Raw genomic sequence first — 15,580 nt, forward strand, 5'->3', positions numbered from 1 at the left:
TTCCACCGTGGAACGGAACGGATCCCGCAGATCGCATGAAGATGGAGCAGCTCGTGACAACGCCGGACATAGCAGCGCGGCGCGCCCTGGGGGCCTGTGCCGCCCTGATGATCGGCGCTCTGACGCTCACCGCCTGCGGTGGGAGCGCCAACGCCGACCACGAGGACGGGAAGGGCGGCAACGACTCATCCAGTACCTCCGCCGCGAAGATCGCGATCTCGGCGAAGGACGGCTCGACCGGTGCGTCGATCAACACGACCGGTGTGCGCGTCAGTGACGGCAAGCTGACCGACGTGAAGATGACGGTGGCGGGGAGCGGGCAGGCCGTGCCGGGCTCCCTGGCCGCCGACGGGGCCAGCTGGAAGCCCGAGGAGCAGCTGGAGCGGGGGACGAAGTACCAGATATCGGCCACCGCGAAGGATGAGGACGGGCGTACCGCCTCGGCCGACTCCCGCTTCACCACAGTCTCGCCGGACAACAGTTTCATCGGGACGTACACGCCCGACAGCGGCACCACGGTCGGTGTCGGCATGCCGGTCTCGTTCAACTTCGACAAGGCGATCAGCGACAAGAAGGCCGTGCAGTCGCACATCCAGGTCACCTCCAGCAGCGGCCAGCAGGTGGTCGGGCACTGGTTCGGGACACAGCGGCTCGACTTCCGGCCCGAGGAGTACTGGAAGGCCGGCTCCAAGGTCACGATGAAGATCGACCTGGACGGCGTCGAGGGCGCGAACGGCGTCTACGGTGTGCAGAAGAAGACGGTCACCTTCACCGTCGGCCGCTCACAGGTGTCCACCGTCGACGTCGACACGCAGACGATGACGGTCGTGCGCGACGGCAGGACGATCAAGTCGGTGCCGATCTCGGCGGGCAGCTCGGAGTTCTCCACCTACAACGGGCAGATGGTGATCTCCGAGAAGTACAAGAAGCTGCGCATGGACAGCCGCACGGTCAACCTCGCCGACGCGTACGACATCAAGGACGTGCCCAACGCGATGCGCCTGACGCAGTCGGGGACCTTCCTGCACGGCAACTACTGGTACAACAAGGGCAATCCGCCCTTCGGCCGCCAGGGCACCAGCCACGGCTGCGTCGGCCTTCAGGACGTGCGGGGCGGGCAGGGGGACACGCCCTCCAAGTGGTTCTACGACAACTCGATGCTCGGCGACGTGGTGATCGTCAAGAACTCCCCCGACAAGCAGGTGACGCCGGACAACGGCCTCAACGGCTGGAACATGCCGTGGAGCCAGTGGGTCGCGGGCAGCGCCGCCTGACCCACCGAAGTACCGTCCGAGCAGGGGTTCTTGACAGTTCGTCGGGCCGCGCGGGAACTTCTCGCGCGGCCCGCGCGTTTTACCGGACGTACGTTTTCTCGGTTCCCGGACATGATGTCCGACCGAGGGGCTACGGTATGCACCCACAAGGTGACATGCAGCAACGCCGGGAGAAACCTTGAGCGTTCCGTACGAGACGGCAGCGTACGAACCACCCGAGTCGCCCGAGTCTCCGGAGGAGCACCTCGCGCGACTCCTCGGCCGCGCCCTGAACTCCTTCGAGCTGCCCGACGAGACGATACGGCGGCTCGACTGTGCGCTGGCTCACGACAGCTCGCTGCACTCCGCGCACCACAGCGCGGGGCTGCACCGCGAGACGTATCGGCACACCTGGCTGCTCGCCGATGGTTCGGCGCTCACACTGTGGGAGCTCGTCCACAACACCGCGCGGGGCCATGACCCGCAGCACGAGGTGTACGTCGACGAGGAGGAGCTGCGCGCCGCGACCTCCCGGCTGCCGCTGCCGCCGGACGCGCCGGACTTCGAACTGCCGTTGACGGTACAGCTTTCGCCGATTCCGACGCCCCGGCACGCGTATGTGCCGGACGGCTCGGCGGATCACGCGCGCCGGCTGCTGCGCCGGGCGGAGAACACCGACCGACCGGACGCGGAGACGGCCGCGCTGCTGGCCACGGCGTTCGCGCACCAGATCACCCAGGCCTTCGGGCGCCCGCGCCGTGCGGCGCGCGCCGGGCTGTGCTTCTCCCTCTACGAGCACGCCTTCCTGCTGCGCGACGGCCGGGAGGTCTCCCTCTGGGAGGTCGAGCACACGGCGACGCCCGACGGGCGGCACATGTGCGAGGTGTACGTCAGCGAGGACACGGCGCGCGAGGCGATGGAGCGGCGGGCGGCGCAGGTTTCGTAAGGCCCACGCGAGCCTCATGGAGGCGGCGCGGGTGCGCAGAGGCTGCGCGGCTGTTCAGCGGCCGTTGTTGAGCCGGCGTACCAGGCCTGCGAAGGCGTCCCGTTCCGCCGGGGAGAGTTCGACGGCCTCCAGGTCGGGGGCGGTCTGCCGCTGGGGCGGGAGCCCGGAGAGTGCCTGGGCCGGGCGGTGCGGGGCGGCACCGGGGCGGGTGCGGCGCAGGATGCGGACCAGCCCCGTCACCCACAGCACGGCCGCCAGGGCCAGGACGACGGGGCCCAGCAGCTGGAGGATCGAGACGTGCTCAGGCATGCGCTCCAGTAGACACCACGGTCCGGGCCTTTGGGCCCGGACCGTGACGTATCTCGCAGGTGCCGTGAACAACTCACAGCGCCCCAAAGGGACAAGCGGGAGGCCTGCTGGTCGCCCTGCCCGGCGGAGGGCTTACGCGGCCACCGGCTGCTTCGCCTCCGCGGCGGTGGCCGCCGGGGACCCGGCGGTCGAGGCGCCCTCCGGGGCCGTCTTGCGCATGCCCTTCAGGACGATGACCAGGCCCGCCGTGACCGCCGTACCGGCCGCGATGGCCAGCAGGTACAGGAACGGCTTGCCGATCAGGAAGGTGACCCAGATGCCGCCGTGCGGGGCGCGCAGGGTCGAGCCGAAGGCCATGGTCAGCGCGCCGGTGACCGCGCCGCCCGCCATCGAGGCCGGGATCACGCGCAGCGGGTCGGCCGCCGCGAACGGGATCGCGCCCTCGGAGATGAAGGAGGCGCCCAGCACCCAGGCCGCCTTGCCGTTCTCGCGCTCGGCCGCGGTGAACAGCTTCTTGCGGATGGTGGTGGCCACGGCCATGCCCAGCGGCGGGACCATGCCCGCGGCCATCACGGCGGCCATGATCTTCATCGCGGAGTCGCTGGGCGCCGCGACCGAGATGCCGGCCGTGGCGAAGGTGTAGGCCACCTTGTTGACCGGGCCGCCGAGGTCGAAGCACATCATCAGGCCGAGCAGCACGCCGAGCAGGATGGCGTTGGTGCCGGAGAGGCTGTTCAGCCAGTCGGTCAGGCCCTTCTGCGCCTCGGAGATCGGCTTGCCGATCACCACGAACATCAGGAAGCCGACTACCGCCGAGGAGACCAGCGGGATCACCACCACCGGCATGATGCCGCGCAGCACCGGTGGGATGTCGATCCGCTGGATACCGAGGACCACTCCACCGGCGATGAGACCGGCGACCAGACCGCCGAGGAACCCGGCGCCGATCGTCACGGAGATCGCGCCGCCGACGAAGCCGGGCACGAGTCCTGGCCGGTCCGCCATGCCGTACGCGATGTATCCGGCGAGGACCGGGACGAGGAAGCCGAAGGCCGCCGCGCCGATCTGGAACAGCAGCGCGCCCCAGCTGTCGACCTGGCCCCAGTCGAAGTGCTTGGTGACCGACGGGGCCTCGTTGATCTGGTAGCCGCCGATCGCGAAGCCGAGGGCGATCAGCAGACCGCCGGCCGCGACGAACGGGACCATGTAACTCACGCCGGACATCAGCCACTTGCGCAGTTTGCTGCCGTAGCCCTCGCCGGCCTCGCCCGCCCGGTCCACCGGAGTGCCGGCGCCGGGCCGGGCGGCGGCGGTGACCTCGCCGCGCTCGGCCTTGGCGCGGACCTCGGCGATGAGTTCGGCCGGGCGGTTGATGCCCGCCTTCACGCCGACGTCGATGGTCGGCTTCCCGGCGAACCGGTCCTTCTCCCGTACGGCCACGTCGTGGGCGAAGATCACGCCGTCCGCCGCCTCGATGACGGCCGGGTCGAGCCGGGTGAAGCCGGCCGAGCCCTGCGTCTCGACGACGAGGTCGACGCCCGCCTCGCGGCCCGCGTTCTCCAGCGACTCGGCCGCCATGTACGTGTGGGCGATGCCGGTCGGGCAGGAGGTGACGGCGACGATACGGAAGGGGCGGTCGCCGGGCGTGTCGACCGGGGTGCCCTCGGCGGGGGTGGTGGTGCCCGTGGCGGCGTCGGTGGAGGCCGCCACCGACGACGCCACGGAGTCTTCGGAGGGAGCGGAATCGGCGGCGTCGGCCGCCGGGGGCTCCTCGCCCCGGATCAGCGCCGCGGCGGACGCCGCGTCGCCCGCCGACCGCAGCGCGTCCGTGAACTCGGCGTTCATCAGCTGCCGGGCCAGCGACGACAGGATCGTCAGATGGGCGTCGTCGGCGCCCGCCGGGGCGGCGATGAGGAAGATCAGGTCGGCGGGACCGTCCGCCGCGCCGAAGTCGATGCCGGCGGCGCTGCGCCCGAAGGCGAGCGTCGGCTCGGTGACGTGCGTGCTGCGGCAGTGCGGGATGCCGATGCCGCCGTCGAGGCCGGTGGGCATCTGTGCCTCACGGGCGGCCACGTCGGCGAGGAAGCCGTCCAGGTCGGTCACCCGGCCCAGGGCGACCATGCGCTCGGCGAGGGCACGCGCCGCCGCTTCCTTGGTATCGGCGGACAGGTCGAGATCGACCAGGTCCGCGGTGATCATGTCGCTCATCGCGGGCTCCTTCGCACGCGTATCGCCCGGGGAGTCTGGTGGGCGGTGAAGGGGACGGGGGTGCCGTGGGGGGCGGTGTGGATGCGGTGGGGGGTGGCGTGGGTGGGGGAGGCGGGGCCGGGGAGGGCCCGCCTCCCCCGGGCGGCAGAGCGGCTCAGGAGGCCCTGCCGTCCGTCGGCGGGCGTGAGTAACGTCGAGCTTCGCCGCTTACGGGCCGGATCGGCGAGAACTGTGACAACCACGACATTCGTCATGACACCGGCTCCTTCAGTACGCGATCCACCGGCACCTCGGCCGTGACCGTCACCGCCGCCATGTCCAGGTCACCCGGGGACGGCATCACGCTGCCGGGGAGCTGTACGGCCGCCGCGCCATGAGCGACCGCCGAGGCGAGGGCCTCCGGGCCACTGCCTCCGGCGATCAGAAAGCCGGCCAGCGAGGAGTCACCCGCGCCGACATTGCTGCGTACGACGTCCACGCGCGCGCTGCCGAACCAGGCACCCGCCTCGTCCACGAGCAGCTGGCCGTCGGCGCCCAGGCTCGCCAGTACGGCGCCCGCGCCCATCGCGCGCAGTTCCTCGGCGGCCTTCATCGCGTCGCCGACGGTGGACAAAGGGCGTCCGACCGCTGCCGCGAGCTCCTCGGCGTTCGGCTTCACCACGTCGGGACGCGCGCGCAGGGCTTCGAGGAGGGCGCGCCCGGAGGTGTCCAGGGCGATCCGCGCGCCCCCTGCGTGCGCCCGGGCGACCACATCGGCGTACCAGGACGGCGCGAGCCCGCGCGGCAGGCTGCCGCAGCAGGCGATCCAGTCGGCGTCGCGCGACTGCTCGCGCACGGTCTCCAGGAGCAGCTCCTGCTCGGCCGCCGACAGCTCGGGGCCGGGCGCGTTGATCTTCGTCAGTACCCCGTCGGACTCCGCGAGCGCGATGTTCGAGCGGGTGGCGCCGGCCACCGGGACCGGCGCGACCTCGATGCCCTGGGCGTCGAGCAGGTCGGCGACGAGCGCGCCGGGCGCGCCGCCCAGGGGCAGGACCGCGACCGTGCGCTGCCCGGCGGCCGCGACCGCGCGTGAGACGTTCACGCCCTTGCCGCCCGGGTCCATGCGCTCGCCGGTGGCGCGTATGACCTCGCCGCGGTCGAGGGACGGGACCTCGTAGGTGCGGTCCAGGGACGGGTTCGGGGTGACGGTGAGGATCATGCGCGCACTACTTCCGTGCCGCCGCGCTCGATCGCGGTGGCGTCTTCGGGGCTCAGCCCGCTGTCGGTGATCAGCAGGTCCACATCGCTCAGGTCACCGAAGCGGGCGAAGTGCTCCTGGCCGTGCTTGGAGGAGTCGGCGAGCAGCACCACGCGGCGGGCGGCGGCCACGGCCGCGCGCTTCACCGCGGCCTCGGCGAGATCGGGGGTGGTCAGACCGTGCTCGGCGGAGAAGCCGTTGGCCGCGACGAACAGGACGTCGGCCCGGATCTCGCCGTACGCCCGCAGCGCCCAGGCGTCCACGGCGGCGCGCGTACGGTGCCGTACGCGCCCTCCGACCAGGTGGAGCTGGATGCCGGGGTGGTCCGCGAGGCGGGCCGCGATGGGCAGGCTGTGGGTGACGACGGTGAGGGACGCCTCCAGCGGCAGCGCGGCGGCGAAGCGGGCCACCGTCGTACCGGCGTCGAGGATCACCGTGCCCTGGGTGGGCAGTTCGGCGAGGGCCGCCTTCGCGACGCGGTCCTTCTCGTCGGCCGCCGTCGACTCGCGCTCGGCGAGATCCGGCTCGAAGTCCAGGCGCCCGGCCGGGATCGCACCGCCGTGCACCCGGCGCAGAAGCCCGGCACGGTCGAGGGCCTTCAGGTCGCGGCGGATCGTCTCCGCCGTCACCTGGAACTCCTCGGCCAGCGACAGGACGTCCACTCGGCCGCCGTCACGAGCCAGCCGGAGGATCTCCTGCTGCCGCTCCGGTGCGTACATGTCCGTTCGCCTCCGAACTGTGCCCGAACTTGTGGTTTCGCTGGGAGGCTACGCGCGGATTTCCGGAAAGTAAACAGGTTCGGGCTCAATCGGGCATGAACGGGCTCGTGAACGGCCTCCGAGGTGGGGGGATGCGGAAGGGGGGACACGGAGGCGACGAGGGGCCCGGCACCGAAGTGCCGGGCCCCTCACCCCTCCCCCGTACTCATCGCACCAGCGCGGGTTCCTTCTCCGGCGTCGGCGTCGGATCCTCGGCCGCTCCCTCGACGTGCTGCGCCGGGCGTCCCGGCAGCGCGAACATCAGCAGGAAGATGGCGCCCATCACCGCGGCAACCCAGCCCAGCGCGTGCTGGAAGCCGTCCGCGAAGGCCGCGCCCGCCGCCGCGGCGCCCGCCGGGCCCTGAGCGCTCTCGGGCAGCCGGTCGTCGATGACGCCGAAGAAGACCACGGACACCAGGCCGAGGCCGAGCGCGTTGCCCATCTGCTGCACGGTGTTGATGAGGCCCGACGCCGAACCGGCGTGCTCACGCGGCACCTCCGACAGGATCGCGTCCGTCAGCGGGGCCACGATCAGGCCCATGCCGACGCCCATCACGACCAGCGGCAGAGCCATCTGCCAGGGGGCGATGGACAGGCCGAAGTGGGCGGACTCCCAGATGTAGAGCAGGACGCCGAGCGCCATCACCAGCGCGCCCGCCTGCAGCACCTTGCGGCCGAAGCGCGGCACCAGCGCCTGCACGGACATGCCGGCCGCCACCGAGACAGCGATCGAGAACGGGATCCCGGTCAGACCGGCCTTCAGCGGGCCCCAGCCCAGACCGAACTGCATGTACAGCGTCCAGACCAGGAAGAAGACGCCGAGCGCCACCCCGAAGACGGTCTGCACCGCGATGCCCGCCGCGAAGCTCTTCACCTTGAACAGCGACAGTTCGACGAGCGGCGAGCCGTCGCGGGCCGCCTTCCGGCGCTCGTACGCCACCAGCACCGCGAGGACGACGAGGGCGCCGGCCATCGACACGTACCCCCACAGCGGCCAGCCCAGCTCGCGGCCGCGGGTCAGCGGGTACAGCAGCATCAGCAGGCCGAGCGTGACGAGCGCGACGCCGACCAGGTCGAGCTTCAGTGCCTTCGGCGCCTTGGACTCGGTGATGAAGCGGCTCCCCAGGATCAGGCCCGCGATGCCGACCGGCAGGTTGATCAGGAAGATCGGGCGCCATTCGAGGCCGAAGAGGTTCCACTCGGTGAGGAGTGCGCCGAGGAGGGGGCCGGTGACCGCGCCGAGACCCACGACCGCGCCGAACAGCCCGAAGACCTTGCCGCGTTCGTGCGCCGGGAAGGTGGCGTGCACGATCGACAGGACCTGCGGGACCATCAGCGCCGCCATCCCGCCCTGGAGGATGCGGGAGGCGACCAGCATCTCCGGGTTCGCGGCGAATCCGCACAGGGCCGAGGCGACGGTGAAGCCCCCGATGCCGATCAGGAACAGCCGCTTGCGGCCGTGTATGTCGCCGAGACGGCCGCCCGTGATCAGGCCGGCGGCGAACGCGAGGGCGTAGCCGGCGGTGATCCACTGGATCTGGCTGAAGGTCGCGCCCGCGTCGCGCTGGATCGAGGGGATGGCGATGTTGACGATAGTGACGTCGACCAGGTCCATGAAGGCCGCGGTCATCACGATCGCCAGGGCGAACCAGCGGCGGCGGTCGCCTGCGGCGGGCTGGGCGGTGGTGCTGGGGTGGGGCACGGGTGCGGGTACTGGTGCTGGTACTGGTGCTGGTTGCGTCTCGGCTGAGGTCATGGTTTGACGTTAGGGCTGTAGTAGGTCAGATCGTGTCCTAATCATGCGGCATCCTCGGATTCATGACGACGGATACTCCGGCACGGCTACTGACGCTTCTCTCCCTGTTGCAGACGCCCCGTGAATGGCCCGGCGGTGAGCTCTCCGAGCGGCTCGGGGTGTCCCGGCGTACGGGGCGGCGGGACATCGACCGGCTGCGGGAGCTGGGATATCCCGTGCAGGCGACCAAGGGGGCCGAGGGGGGTTATCGGCTCGTCGCGGGCAAGGCCATGCCGCCGCTCGTTCTGGATGACGAGGAAGCCGTGGCGATCGCGGTCGGGCTGCGGGCCGGGGCCGGGCACGCGGTCGAGGGGGTGGAGGAGGCGTCCGTGCGGGCGCTGGCGAAACTGGAACAGGTCCTGCCGTCGCGGCTGCGGCACCGGGTGTCCACCTTGCAGGCCGCTACGACGCCGCTGACCAGCGGGGACGGGGCGAGTATCGCGCCCGAGACGCTGACGGTGATGGCGTCGGCCGTGGCGGGGCGGGAGCGGTTGCGGTTCGCGTACCGGTCGGGGGACGGGACGGAGTCGCGGCGGCTGGTGGAGCCGTATCGGCTGGTGTCGACCGGACGTCGGTGGTACCTCGTCGCGTACGACCTCGATCGGGACGACTGGCGGACGTTCCGGGTGGACCGGGTGCGTGAGCCGTTCGCCACGGGGGCGCGGTTCGCTGCGCGGGAGTTGCCGACGGGGAGTGCGGCGGAGTATCTGCGGCAGTCGATGTGGCGGCGGCAGGAGACGTACGAGTTCTCCGTGACGTTCTCGGCGCCTGTGGAGTTCGTCGCGGCTCGGTTGCCGGGGTGGTTGGGGGTGCCGGAGGCGGTGGGTGACGGGGAGCGGTGTCGGTTGCGGGGGGTGTCGGGGGACGCGGTGGAGTGGATGGCTGTGCGGTTGGCGATGGTGGACTGCGAGTTCGTGGTGGAGTCGCCGGGGGAACTGGTGCGGTGTGTGCGGGAGTTGGGGGGGCGGTTGAGTCGGGCCGGTGCGTCCGGGGGGTGAGCGGGGGTGCCTGCGGGTGCCTCCGGCGGTTGGGCGGGGGGTGCCTGCGGCGTTTCGGGGGTGGGGGCTGGTCGCGCAGTTCCCCGCGCCCCTGAGTGCCTGCGGCGGCCTGCTGCTGTCCGGTGGGGGTGCGGGTAGCGCGTGCGGGTGGGTGGGGGGTCGGGGCCGCGTCGGGGGCTCAGGGGTGCGTGATGTCCGCCCACGGGAAGTTCCTCAGGGTCTCCAGGTTGCGCAGGGCCAGGGCTGCCGGGCCCTCTGGGGCGGGGGCGTCGGCCGCGGCCCAGCTTTCTACGGCTACGCGGATGGAGGCGGCGGCTACGGCGGCTGCGAAGCGGAGGGGTGGGGCGGGGTCGGCAACGTTGTCGGGGGTTCTTGCGGCCAGCGCTTTCGCGAGGCTTGTCTCCGCCTCGTGGCAGACCTCGGCCCAGACCTTGCGCAGGGCGGGGCTGGAGTCGGCCAGGCGGACGAGGGTGCGGACCCATTCCCAGGAGGCTGCCGAGATGGCGGCGTCGGGGGTGAGGGTCTGGTGGGCCGCGTGTTCCAGGGCCTGGGGGATGGGGAGGTCGGGTGGGGCCGTGCGGACTGCCTCGGTCCAGCGGGCGGCGCCGGCCGCGTAGAGGGGGGCCACCGCCTCTTCCTTGGTGGCGAAGTAGCGGTAGAAGGTGCGCGGCGCGATGCCGGCGGCCTGGGCGATGTCCTCGGCTCGGGTGGCCCGTAGACCCTGCTTCACGAAGAGGTCGGCCGCGGCTCGGGCGATCTCCATGCGGGTCGCCGCCTTGCGTCGCTCCGTGAGGGACGGGGAGGTGGGGCTGCTCACGTCCGGCAGGCTATGCCCATGTGGCACAATCTGCCATTCGGGTGGGCCACCCCGTGGTTCAGGTACGGGGTGGCCTGCCCTTCCAGGCTTTGAGAAGGGTTTTGAGCCGGGAGAAGCCGGGCCCCGGCGCCCAGGGGGGATAGGCGCCGAAGCCCGGCTCGGGGAAAGTCCCGGCGCCGGGGGGAGTGCGTCGGGACTTGGTCTGGTGGGAGTCGGTTCTCCCGAACTCCCTTGCTCTAAGGGCTTTTTCCCGGGATCTGTCGGTTGAAGCGGCGTTACATCGCCATGTTTGCGCGGTCTTTCGCCACCCGGCGTACGCGATGTGGTGGTCGCGCGCCCCCGTCCGCTATGCCGCCGCGTCGAAACCGGTGCTGCGGGCCAGCTTCTTCAGCTCCAGCAGGGCGTGCTTCTCGATCTGGCGGATGCGCTCGCGGGTGAGGCCGTGCTCCTTGCCGACCTCGGTCAGTGTGCGCTCGCGGCCGTCCTCGATGCCGTAGCGCATCTTGATGATGGAGGCCGTGCGCTGGTCGAGGCGGCCGATCAGGTCGTCCAGTTCCTCGCTGCGCAGGAGGGTGAGGACCGACTGCTCCGGGGAGACCGCGGAGGTGTCCTCCAGGAGGTCGCCGAACTGGGTCTCGCCCTCGTCGTCGACCGACATGTTGAGGGAGACCGGGTCGCGGGCCCAGTCCAGGACGTCCGTCACGCGGTCCGCGTTCGAGCCGAGCTCGGCGGCGATCTCCGCGGGCTCCGGGTCACGGCCGTGCTCACGGTTGAACTCGCGCTGGACGCGGCGGATGCGGCCCAGTTCCTCCACCAGGTGGACGGGGAGGCGGATGGTGCGGGACTGGTCGGCTATCGAGCGGGTGATGGCCTGACGGATCCACCAGGTGGCGTAGGTGGAGAACTTGAAGCCCTTGCGATAGTCGAACTTCTCCACCGCGCGCACCAGACCGGCGTTGCCCTCCTGGATCAGGTCGAGGAGGGGCAGGCCGCTGCGCGGGTAGCGGCGGGCCACCGCGACGACCAGACGGAGGTTGGAGCGGATGAAGATGTCCTTGGCCCGCTCTCCGTCGGCGATCAGGGCTTCCAGTTCTTCACGGGTGGCATCCGCCTTGGCCTCCTCGTATCCGTCGAGGACCTGCCTTGCGAACACACCCGCCTCGATGATCTGCGACAGCTCGACCTCTTTGGCAGCGTCGAGAAGCGGCGTGCGCGCGATCTCGTCCAGGTACATGCCGACCAGGTCGCGGTCCGCGATCTCGCCACCATGGGCGCGAACACTGCTTGCCGCGTCGACGGCCTCGCCGGTGGCGGACTGACGACGGGCGACGGCACGGGTTGCCATGCGTGCTCCCTTGCGATGTGGGCGGGCGGGTGGTTGATGAACGCTTGGGACTCTTGTCGAGTGCCCTGCATTCAATGGAAACAACGACTGGAATCAGGACAGAATTCCCAACCCACCCCCCTATTTTTCTGATCTTGCAGTACCCTGTCCGGCCACCTGAGGAGGCCCGATGCCGCCGGAACGTACAGAGGTGCAGGTCAGACCAGGAGTCGAGAGTGACCTCGAAGTCCTCACCGACATCTACAACCACTATGTACGTGAGACGCCCATCACCTTCGATACAGCTGCCTTCACGCCTGAGGAGCGCCGCCCTTGGCTGCTCTCCCACCCTGAAGACGGCCCGCACCGGCTGATGGTTGCCGCGGAGCCCGGCCCCGGGGGCGACTCACAGCGGATTCTGGGCTACGCCACATCCAGCGCCTTCCGGCCCAAGCCCGCGTACGGGACCTCGGTCGAGGTCACTGTCTACCTCGCGCCGGACGCCGGGCGCCGGGGCATCGGCACCCTCCTCTACAAGGCCCTGTTCGAGGCCCTGGCGGAGGAGGATCTGCACCGCGCCTACGCGGGGATCGTCCCGCCGAACGAGGCGTCCACGCGGCTGCACGAGCGCTTCGGCTTCCGGTACGTCGGCACGTACCGGGAGGTGGGACGCAAGTTCGGCCGCTACTGGGACGTGGCCTGGTACGAGAAGGAGCTCTGAAGGGGGGGAGGCGCCTCAGCCGAACTGCACCGAGCGCTTCGCCAGGCCCATCCAGAAGCCGTCGATCACCGACTTCTGCCGGGATGCCGGCTCGCCTGCCGCGTCCGCCGCGCCCATCGTCACGAACAGCGGGGCGAAGTGCTCGGTGCGCGGGTGGGCGTAGCGGCCGGCCGGGGCCTTGTGGAGGAAGTCCAGCAGGGAGTCCCAGTCGCGACCCTCCAGCGCCCGGCGGCCCCAGTCGTCGAACTCCACGGACCAGGCGGGGATGCCGCCCTGCCGGAGTGCGGCCAGGTTGTGGGTGAAGAAGCCGGAGCCGACGATCAGCACGCCCTCGTCGCGCAGCGGCGCCAGTTTGCGGCCGATCTCCATGAGCTTCACCGGGTCGAGGGTCGGCATGGAGATCTGCAGGACAGGGATGTCTGCCGCGGGGTACATCTCGACGAGCGGGACGTAGGCACCGTGGTCGAGGCCGCGGTCCGGGATGTCCTGCACGGGCATGCCGGGGGCGCGCAGCAGCTTGCGCACGGACTCGGCGAGTTCGGGAGCGCCGGGGGCCGTATAGGTCACCTGGTAGTAGTGCTCGGGAAATCCCCAGAAGTCGTAGACGAGAGGAACGGTCTCGGTGGCACCGATGGCGAGCGGAGCCTCCTCCCAGTGGGCGGAGACCATGAGGATCGCCTTCGGGCGGGGCAGGCCGGCGGACCAGGCGGCGAGCTCACCGGGCCAGACCGGGTCGTCCGCGAGCGGCGGTGCGCCGTGGCTGAGATAGAGGGCAGGCATGCGCTCCTGCGTGGCGGCGGACATGGCGGCGACTCCCTCCGAGGGCTTGAAGCGCTATTTGCTTCAAATCTAAAGCTTCCCTACGGAAGACCGTACGCCCAGGTAGTTAAAAATTCAAGGAGAACTCTCGTACAGTGGAGTACATGAATACGGCATCGACCTCGGAACCGCGCTGGCTCACCGACGAGCAGCAGCGCGTATGGCGCTCCTACATCGACGCGACCACGCTCCTCGAGGACCACCTGGACCGCCAGCTCCAGCGGGACGCCGGCATGCCGCACGTCTACTACGGCCTTCTGGTCAAGCTCGCCGAGTCACCGCACCGCCGGCTGCGGATGACCGAGCTGGCGATGTACGCCAAGATCACCCGCTCCCGTCTCTCGCACGCCATCGCCCGGCTGGAGAAGAACGGCTGGGTCCGGCGCGAGGACTGCCCCGACGACAAGCGGGGCCAGTTCGCGGTGCTGACCGACGCGGGCCAGGACGTGCTGCGGCAGACCGCGCCGGGCCATGTGGAGGCCGTACAGCAGGCGATGTTCGACCGGCTCACCCCCGAACAGCAGAAGGCCCTCGGCGAGATCATGCGGATCGTCGCCGAGGGCCTGCAGCCGAGCGAAGCGGGTGCGGACCTGCCCTGGCTCCGCTGAACCGATCGTTCAGGGAGCCGGGGCAGGTCCTGGGGTGCGTACGTACGGAGCGTCCCCTTCCCCGTACGTACGCCTGGCCCGAAGGGGGACGGCCGGACGGTCGTCGTCGGCCTCAGTGCGCGACGACCGGCACCCGCACCTCGTCCTCGGCGCCCTCCTCGGAGGACGCCACCGTCGTACCGTCCGGGCGGCCGGCGTTGACGAAGGTCACGACGATGACCGCGGCCAGCACCAGCATGCCGACGGCGAACCAGATCGCGTTGGTGTAGCCGTGCACCATGCCCTCCAGCTGGACCAGCTGCTGCTGCGACCGGGAGGTCGCGGAGCCGATGTGGTCGGCGATGTAGGAGGTGGTGGCCGAGGCGGCGATCGTGTTCAGCAGGGCCGTACCGATCGCGCCGCCCACCTGCTGCGAGGTGTTGACCATCGCGGAGGCGACACCGGCGTCCCGGGGCTCGACGCCCAGGGTGGCCAGGGACATGGCGGGCATGAACGCCGTACCCATGCCGAGACCGAGCAGCAGCATCGCGGGCAGGATCGTCGAGTTGTACGACGAACCGATCTCCAGCTGCGTCATCAGCAGCATGCCGGCCGCCGCGACCAGGAAGCCGGGGCCCATCAGCATGCGCGCCGGGACGCGGGTCATCAGGCGGGTACCGATCTGGGTCGAGCCGACCATCATGCCGACGATCATCGGCATGAAGGCGAAGCCCGTCTTGATCGGCGTGTAGCCCTTCACGATCTGCAGGTAGTAGGTCAGGAAGAGGAACGTGCCGAACATCGCGATGATCGCGATGCCGAGCGAGAGGTAGACACCGCCGCGGTTGCGGTCGGTGACCACGCGCAGGGGCAGCAGCGGGGCCTTGACCTTGGCCTCGGTGACGACGAACGCGAGCAGCAGGACCGCCGAGGCGACGAACATGCCGACCGTCATGGAGTCGCCCCAGCCGTCGGACTCGGCGCGGGTGAAGCCGTAGACCAGCGCGACCAGGCCCAGGGTGGACAGCAGGACGCCGGGGATGTCGAGCGGGTTGCGGTTGCGGCCGCCCTCCGGCTCACGGATGACGAAGTACGCGCCGGCCGCCGCGACGATCGCGAACGGGATGTTGACGAAGAACGTCCAGCGCCAGTCCATGTACTCGGTCAACACGCCGCCGAGGATGAAGCCGACGGCGCCACCGCCACCGGCGATCGCACCGTAGATGCCGAACGCCTTGGCACGCTCCTTGGCGTCCGTGAACATCACGGCGAGCAGGGAGAGCGCGGCGGGCGCGAGCAGGGCGCCGAAGACACCCTGCAGGGCGCGGGCGCCGAACATCATCGCCTCGTTGGTGGCGGCGCCACCGAGCGCGGAGGCACCGGCGAAGCCGACCAGGCCGACGACGAAGGCCCGCTTGCGGCCCCACAGGTCGGCTATCCGGCCGCCGAACAGAAGCAGACCGCCGAAGGCCAGGGCGTAGGCCGTGACGACCCACTGACGGTTGCCGTCGGAGATGCCGAGGTCCACCTGGGCGGACGGCAGGGCGATGTTCACGATGGTCGCGTCGAGGACGACCATCAGCTGGGCGAGCGCGATGAACACGAGCGCTTTCCAGCGGTTGGCGTCACCGGACTTCTCCAGGACGCCGGGAGCCTTTGCGACTGTTTCAGACATGGGGATACCCGCTTCGGGACTTCGTGACGGAAAAGAACGTGAAAGGGGACGACGCGTCGTCGGCGACGGCCGGTGAAAGTCGGTACGGAACGAAGGTGCTGAAAGTCGTACGGAGAGTCGGTACGGAGAGTCG

General features: G+C 70.5%; 14 protein-coding genes. 5 read left to right on the forward strand and 9 right to left on the reverse strand.

Annotation, left to right across the window (positions count from 1 at the left end):
• The first annotated feature begins 53 nt into the window (after nucleotides 1-53).
• A complete protein-coding gene (locus tag ABIE67_RS20195; protein WP_370259239.1) occupies nucleotides 54-1,274 on the forward strand; it encodes an Ig-like domain-containing protein in 1,221 nt (406 codons plus the stop codon).
• Nucleotides 1,275-1,452: 178 nt separating this feature from the next.
• A complete protein-coding gene (locus ABIE67_RS20200; protein WP_370259240.1) occupies nucleotides 1,453-2,199 on the forward strand; it encodes a DUF6227 family protein in 747 nt (248 codons plus the stop codon).
• Nucleotides 2,200-2,253: 54 nt separating this feature from the next.
• Here the strand turns inward: ABIE67_RS20200 and ABIE67_RS20205 are convergent, their stop codons facing one another.
• The 5 genes from ABIE67_RS20205 to ABIE67_RS20225 form a co-directional block, all read right to left on the reverse strand.
• Nucleotides 2,254-2,508 (reverse strand): hypothetical protein, encoded by a 255-nt coding sequence (locus ABIE67_RS20205; protein ID WP_370259241.1) that lies wholly within the window; start codon nucleotides 2,506-2,508, stop codon nucleotides 2,254-2,256.
• Between the two features lie 132 nt (nucleotides 2,509-2,640).
• Complete coding sequence (locus ABIE67_RS20210) at nucleotides 2,641-4,716, reverse strand: fructose-specific PTS transporter subunit EIIC (protein ID WP_370259242.1); 2,076 nt, start codon at nucleotides 4,714-4,716, stop codon at nucleotides 2,641-2,643.
• Nucleotides 4,717-4,966: 250 nt separating this feature from the next.
• Nucleotides 4,967-5,914, reverse strand: coding sequence for a 1-phosphofructokinase (gene pfkB, locus ABIE67_RS20215; RefSeq protein ID WP_370259243.1), 948 nt, complete (start codon nucleotides 5,912-5,914; stop codon nucleotides 4,967-4,969).
• On the reverse strand, nucleotides 5,911-6,672 hold the full coding sequence (locus ABIE67_RS20220; protein WP_370259244.1) for a DeoR/GlpR family DNA-binding transcription regulator: 762 nt from the start codon (nucleotides 6,670-6,672) through the stop codon (nucleotides 5,911-5,913). The genes pfkB and ABIE67_RS20220 overlap by 4 nt, the downstream gene beginning before the upstream one ends.
• A 205-nt stretch (nucleotides 6,673-6,877) precedes the next feature.
• A complete protein-coding gene (locus ABIE67_RS20225; RefSeq protein WP_370259245.1) occupies nucleotides 6,878-8,467 on the reverse strand; it encodes an MFS transporter in 1,590 nt (529 codons plus the stop codon).
• A gap of 62 nt (nucleotides 8,468-8,529) precedes the next feature.
• Here ABIE67_RS20225 and ABIE67_RS20230 point away from each other — a divergent pair, with 62 nt between their 5' ends.
• On the forward strand, nucleotides 8,530-9,504 hold the full coding sequence (locus ABIE67_RS20230) for a helix-turn-helix transcriptional regulator (protein ID WP_370259246.1): 975 nt from the start codon (nucleotides 8,530-8,532) through the stop codon (nucleotides 9,502-9,504).
• A gap of 178 nt (nucleotides 9,505-9,682) precedes the next feature.
• Here the strand turns inward: ABIE67_RS20230 and ABIE67_RS20235 are convergent, their stop codons facing one another.
• Nucleotides 9,683-10,267, reverse strand: coding sequence for a TetR/AcrR family transcriptional regulator (locus ABIE67_RS20235; protein ID WP_370268759.1), 585 nt, complete (start codon nucleotides 10,265-10,267; stop codon nucleotides 9,683-9,685).
• A gap of 400 nt (nucleotides 10,268-10,667) precedes the next feature.
• Nucleotides 10,668-11,666 carry an RNA polymerase sigma factor RpoD/SigA gene (locus tag ABIE67_RS20240; protein ID WP_370259247.1) on the reverse strand — a complete coding sequence of 333 codons (999 nt, stop codon included), beginning with the start codon at nucleotides 11,664-11,666 and terminating at the stop codon, nucleotides 10,668-10,670.
• Between the two features lie 169 nt (nucleotides 11,667-11,835).
• Between ABIE67_RS20240 and ABIE67_RS20245 the strand changes: the two genes are divergently transcribed.
• Nucleotides 11,836-12,366: an N-acetyltransferase family protein gene (locus ABIE67_RS20245; RefSeq protein ID WP_370259248.1), complete on the forward strand. Its 531-nt coding sequence runs from the start codon at nucleotides 11,836-11,838 to the stop codon at nucleotides 12,364-12,366.
• A 15-nt stretch (nucleotides 12,367-12,381) separates the two neighbouring features.
• On the opposite strand, the gene ABIE67_RS20250 is transcribed toward ABIE67_RS20245, so the two are convergent.
• A complete protein-coding gene (locus ABIE67_RS20250; protein ID WP_370259249.1) occupies nucleotides 12,382-13,170 on the reverse strand; it encodes a dioxygenase in 789 nt (262 codons plus the stop codon).
• A gap of 119 nt (nucleotides 13,171-13,289) precedes the next feature.
• Here ABIE67_RS20250 and ABIE67_RS20255 point away from each other — a divergent pair, with 119 nt between their 5' ends.
• A complete protein-coding gene (locus tag ABIE67_RS20255) occupies nucleotides 13,290-13,793 on the forward strand; it encodes a MarR family winged helix-turn-helix transcriptional regulator (protein WP_370259250.1) in 504 nt (167 codons plus the stop codon).
• Between the two features lie 112 nt (nucleotides 13,794-13,905).
• Here the strand turns inward: ABIE67_RS20255 and ABIE67_RS20260 are convergent, their stop codons facing one another.
• Nucleotides 13,906-15,447 (reverse strand): MFS transporter, encoded by a 1,542-nt coding sequence (locus tag ABIE67_RS20260; protein WP_370259251.1) that lies wholly within the window; start codon nucleotides 15,445-15,447, stop codon nucleotides 13,906-13,908.
• Between the last annotated feature and the right edge of the window lie 133 nt (nucleotides 15,448-15,580).

The organism is Streptomyces sp. V4I8 (assembly GCF_041261225.1).
In the GTDB taxonomy this organism is placed as follows: Bacteria; Actinomycetota; Actinomycetes; order Streptomycetales; family Streptomycetaceae; genus Streptomyces.

What these genes read in the sequence shown, in the direction of transcription:
- ABIE67_RS20205 (WP_370259241.1), bottom strand. Translation starts at nt 2,508, where the DNA reads ATGCCTGAGCACGTCTCGATCCTCCAGCTGCTGGGCCCCGTCGTCCTG.
- ABIE67_RS20210 (WP_370259242.1), bottom strand. Translation starts at nt 4,716, where the DNA reads ATGAGCGACATGATCACCGCGGACCTGGTCGATCTCGACCTGTCCGCC.
- pfkB (WP_370259243.1), bottom strand. Translation starts at nt 5,914, where the DNA reads ATGATCCTCACCGTCACCCCGAACCCGTCCCTGGACCGCACCTACGAG.
- ABIE67_RS20220 (WP_370259244.1), bottom strand. Translation starts at nt 6,672, where the DNA reads ATGTACGCACCGGAGCGGCAGCAGGAGATCCTCCGGCTGGCTCGTGAC.
- ABIE67_RS20225 (WP_370259245.1), bottom strand. Translation starts at nt 8,467, where the DNA reads ATGACCTCAGCCGAGACGCAACCAGCACCAGTACCAGCACCAGTACCC.
- ABIE67_RS20230 (WP_370259246.1), top strand. Translation starts at nt 8,530, where the DNA reads ATGACGACGGATACTCCGGCACGGCTACTGACGCTTCTCTCCCTGTTG.
- ABIE67_RS20235 (WP_370268759.1), bottom strand. Translation starts at nt 10,267, where the DNA reads ATGGAGATCGCCCGAGCCGCGGCCGACCTCTTCGTGAAGCAGGGTCTA.
- ABIE67_RS20240 (WP_370259247.1), bottom strand. Translation starts at nt 11,666, where the DNA reads ATGGCAACCCGTGCCGTCGCCCGTCGTCAGTCCGCCACCGGCGAGGCC.
- ABIE67_RS20245 (WP_370259248.1), top strand. Translation starts at nt 11,836, where the DNA reads ATGCCGCCGGAACGTACAGAGGTGCAGGTCAGACCAGGAGTCGAGAGT.
- ABIE67_RS20250 (WP_370259249.1), bottom strand. Translation starts at nt 13,170, where the DNA reads ATGTCCGCCGCCACGCAGGAGCGCATGCCTGCCCTCTATCTCAGCCAC.
- ABIE67_RS20255 (WP_370259250.1), top strand. Translation starts at nt 13,290, where the DNA reads ATGAATACGGCATCGACCTCGGAACCGCGCTGGCTCACCGACGAGCAG.
- ABIE67_RS20260 (WP_370259251.1), bottom strand. Translation starts at nt 15,447, where the DNA reads ATGTCTGAAACAGTCGCAAAGGCTCCCGGCGTCCTGGAGAAGTCCGGT.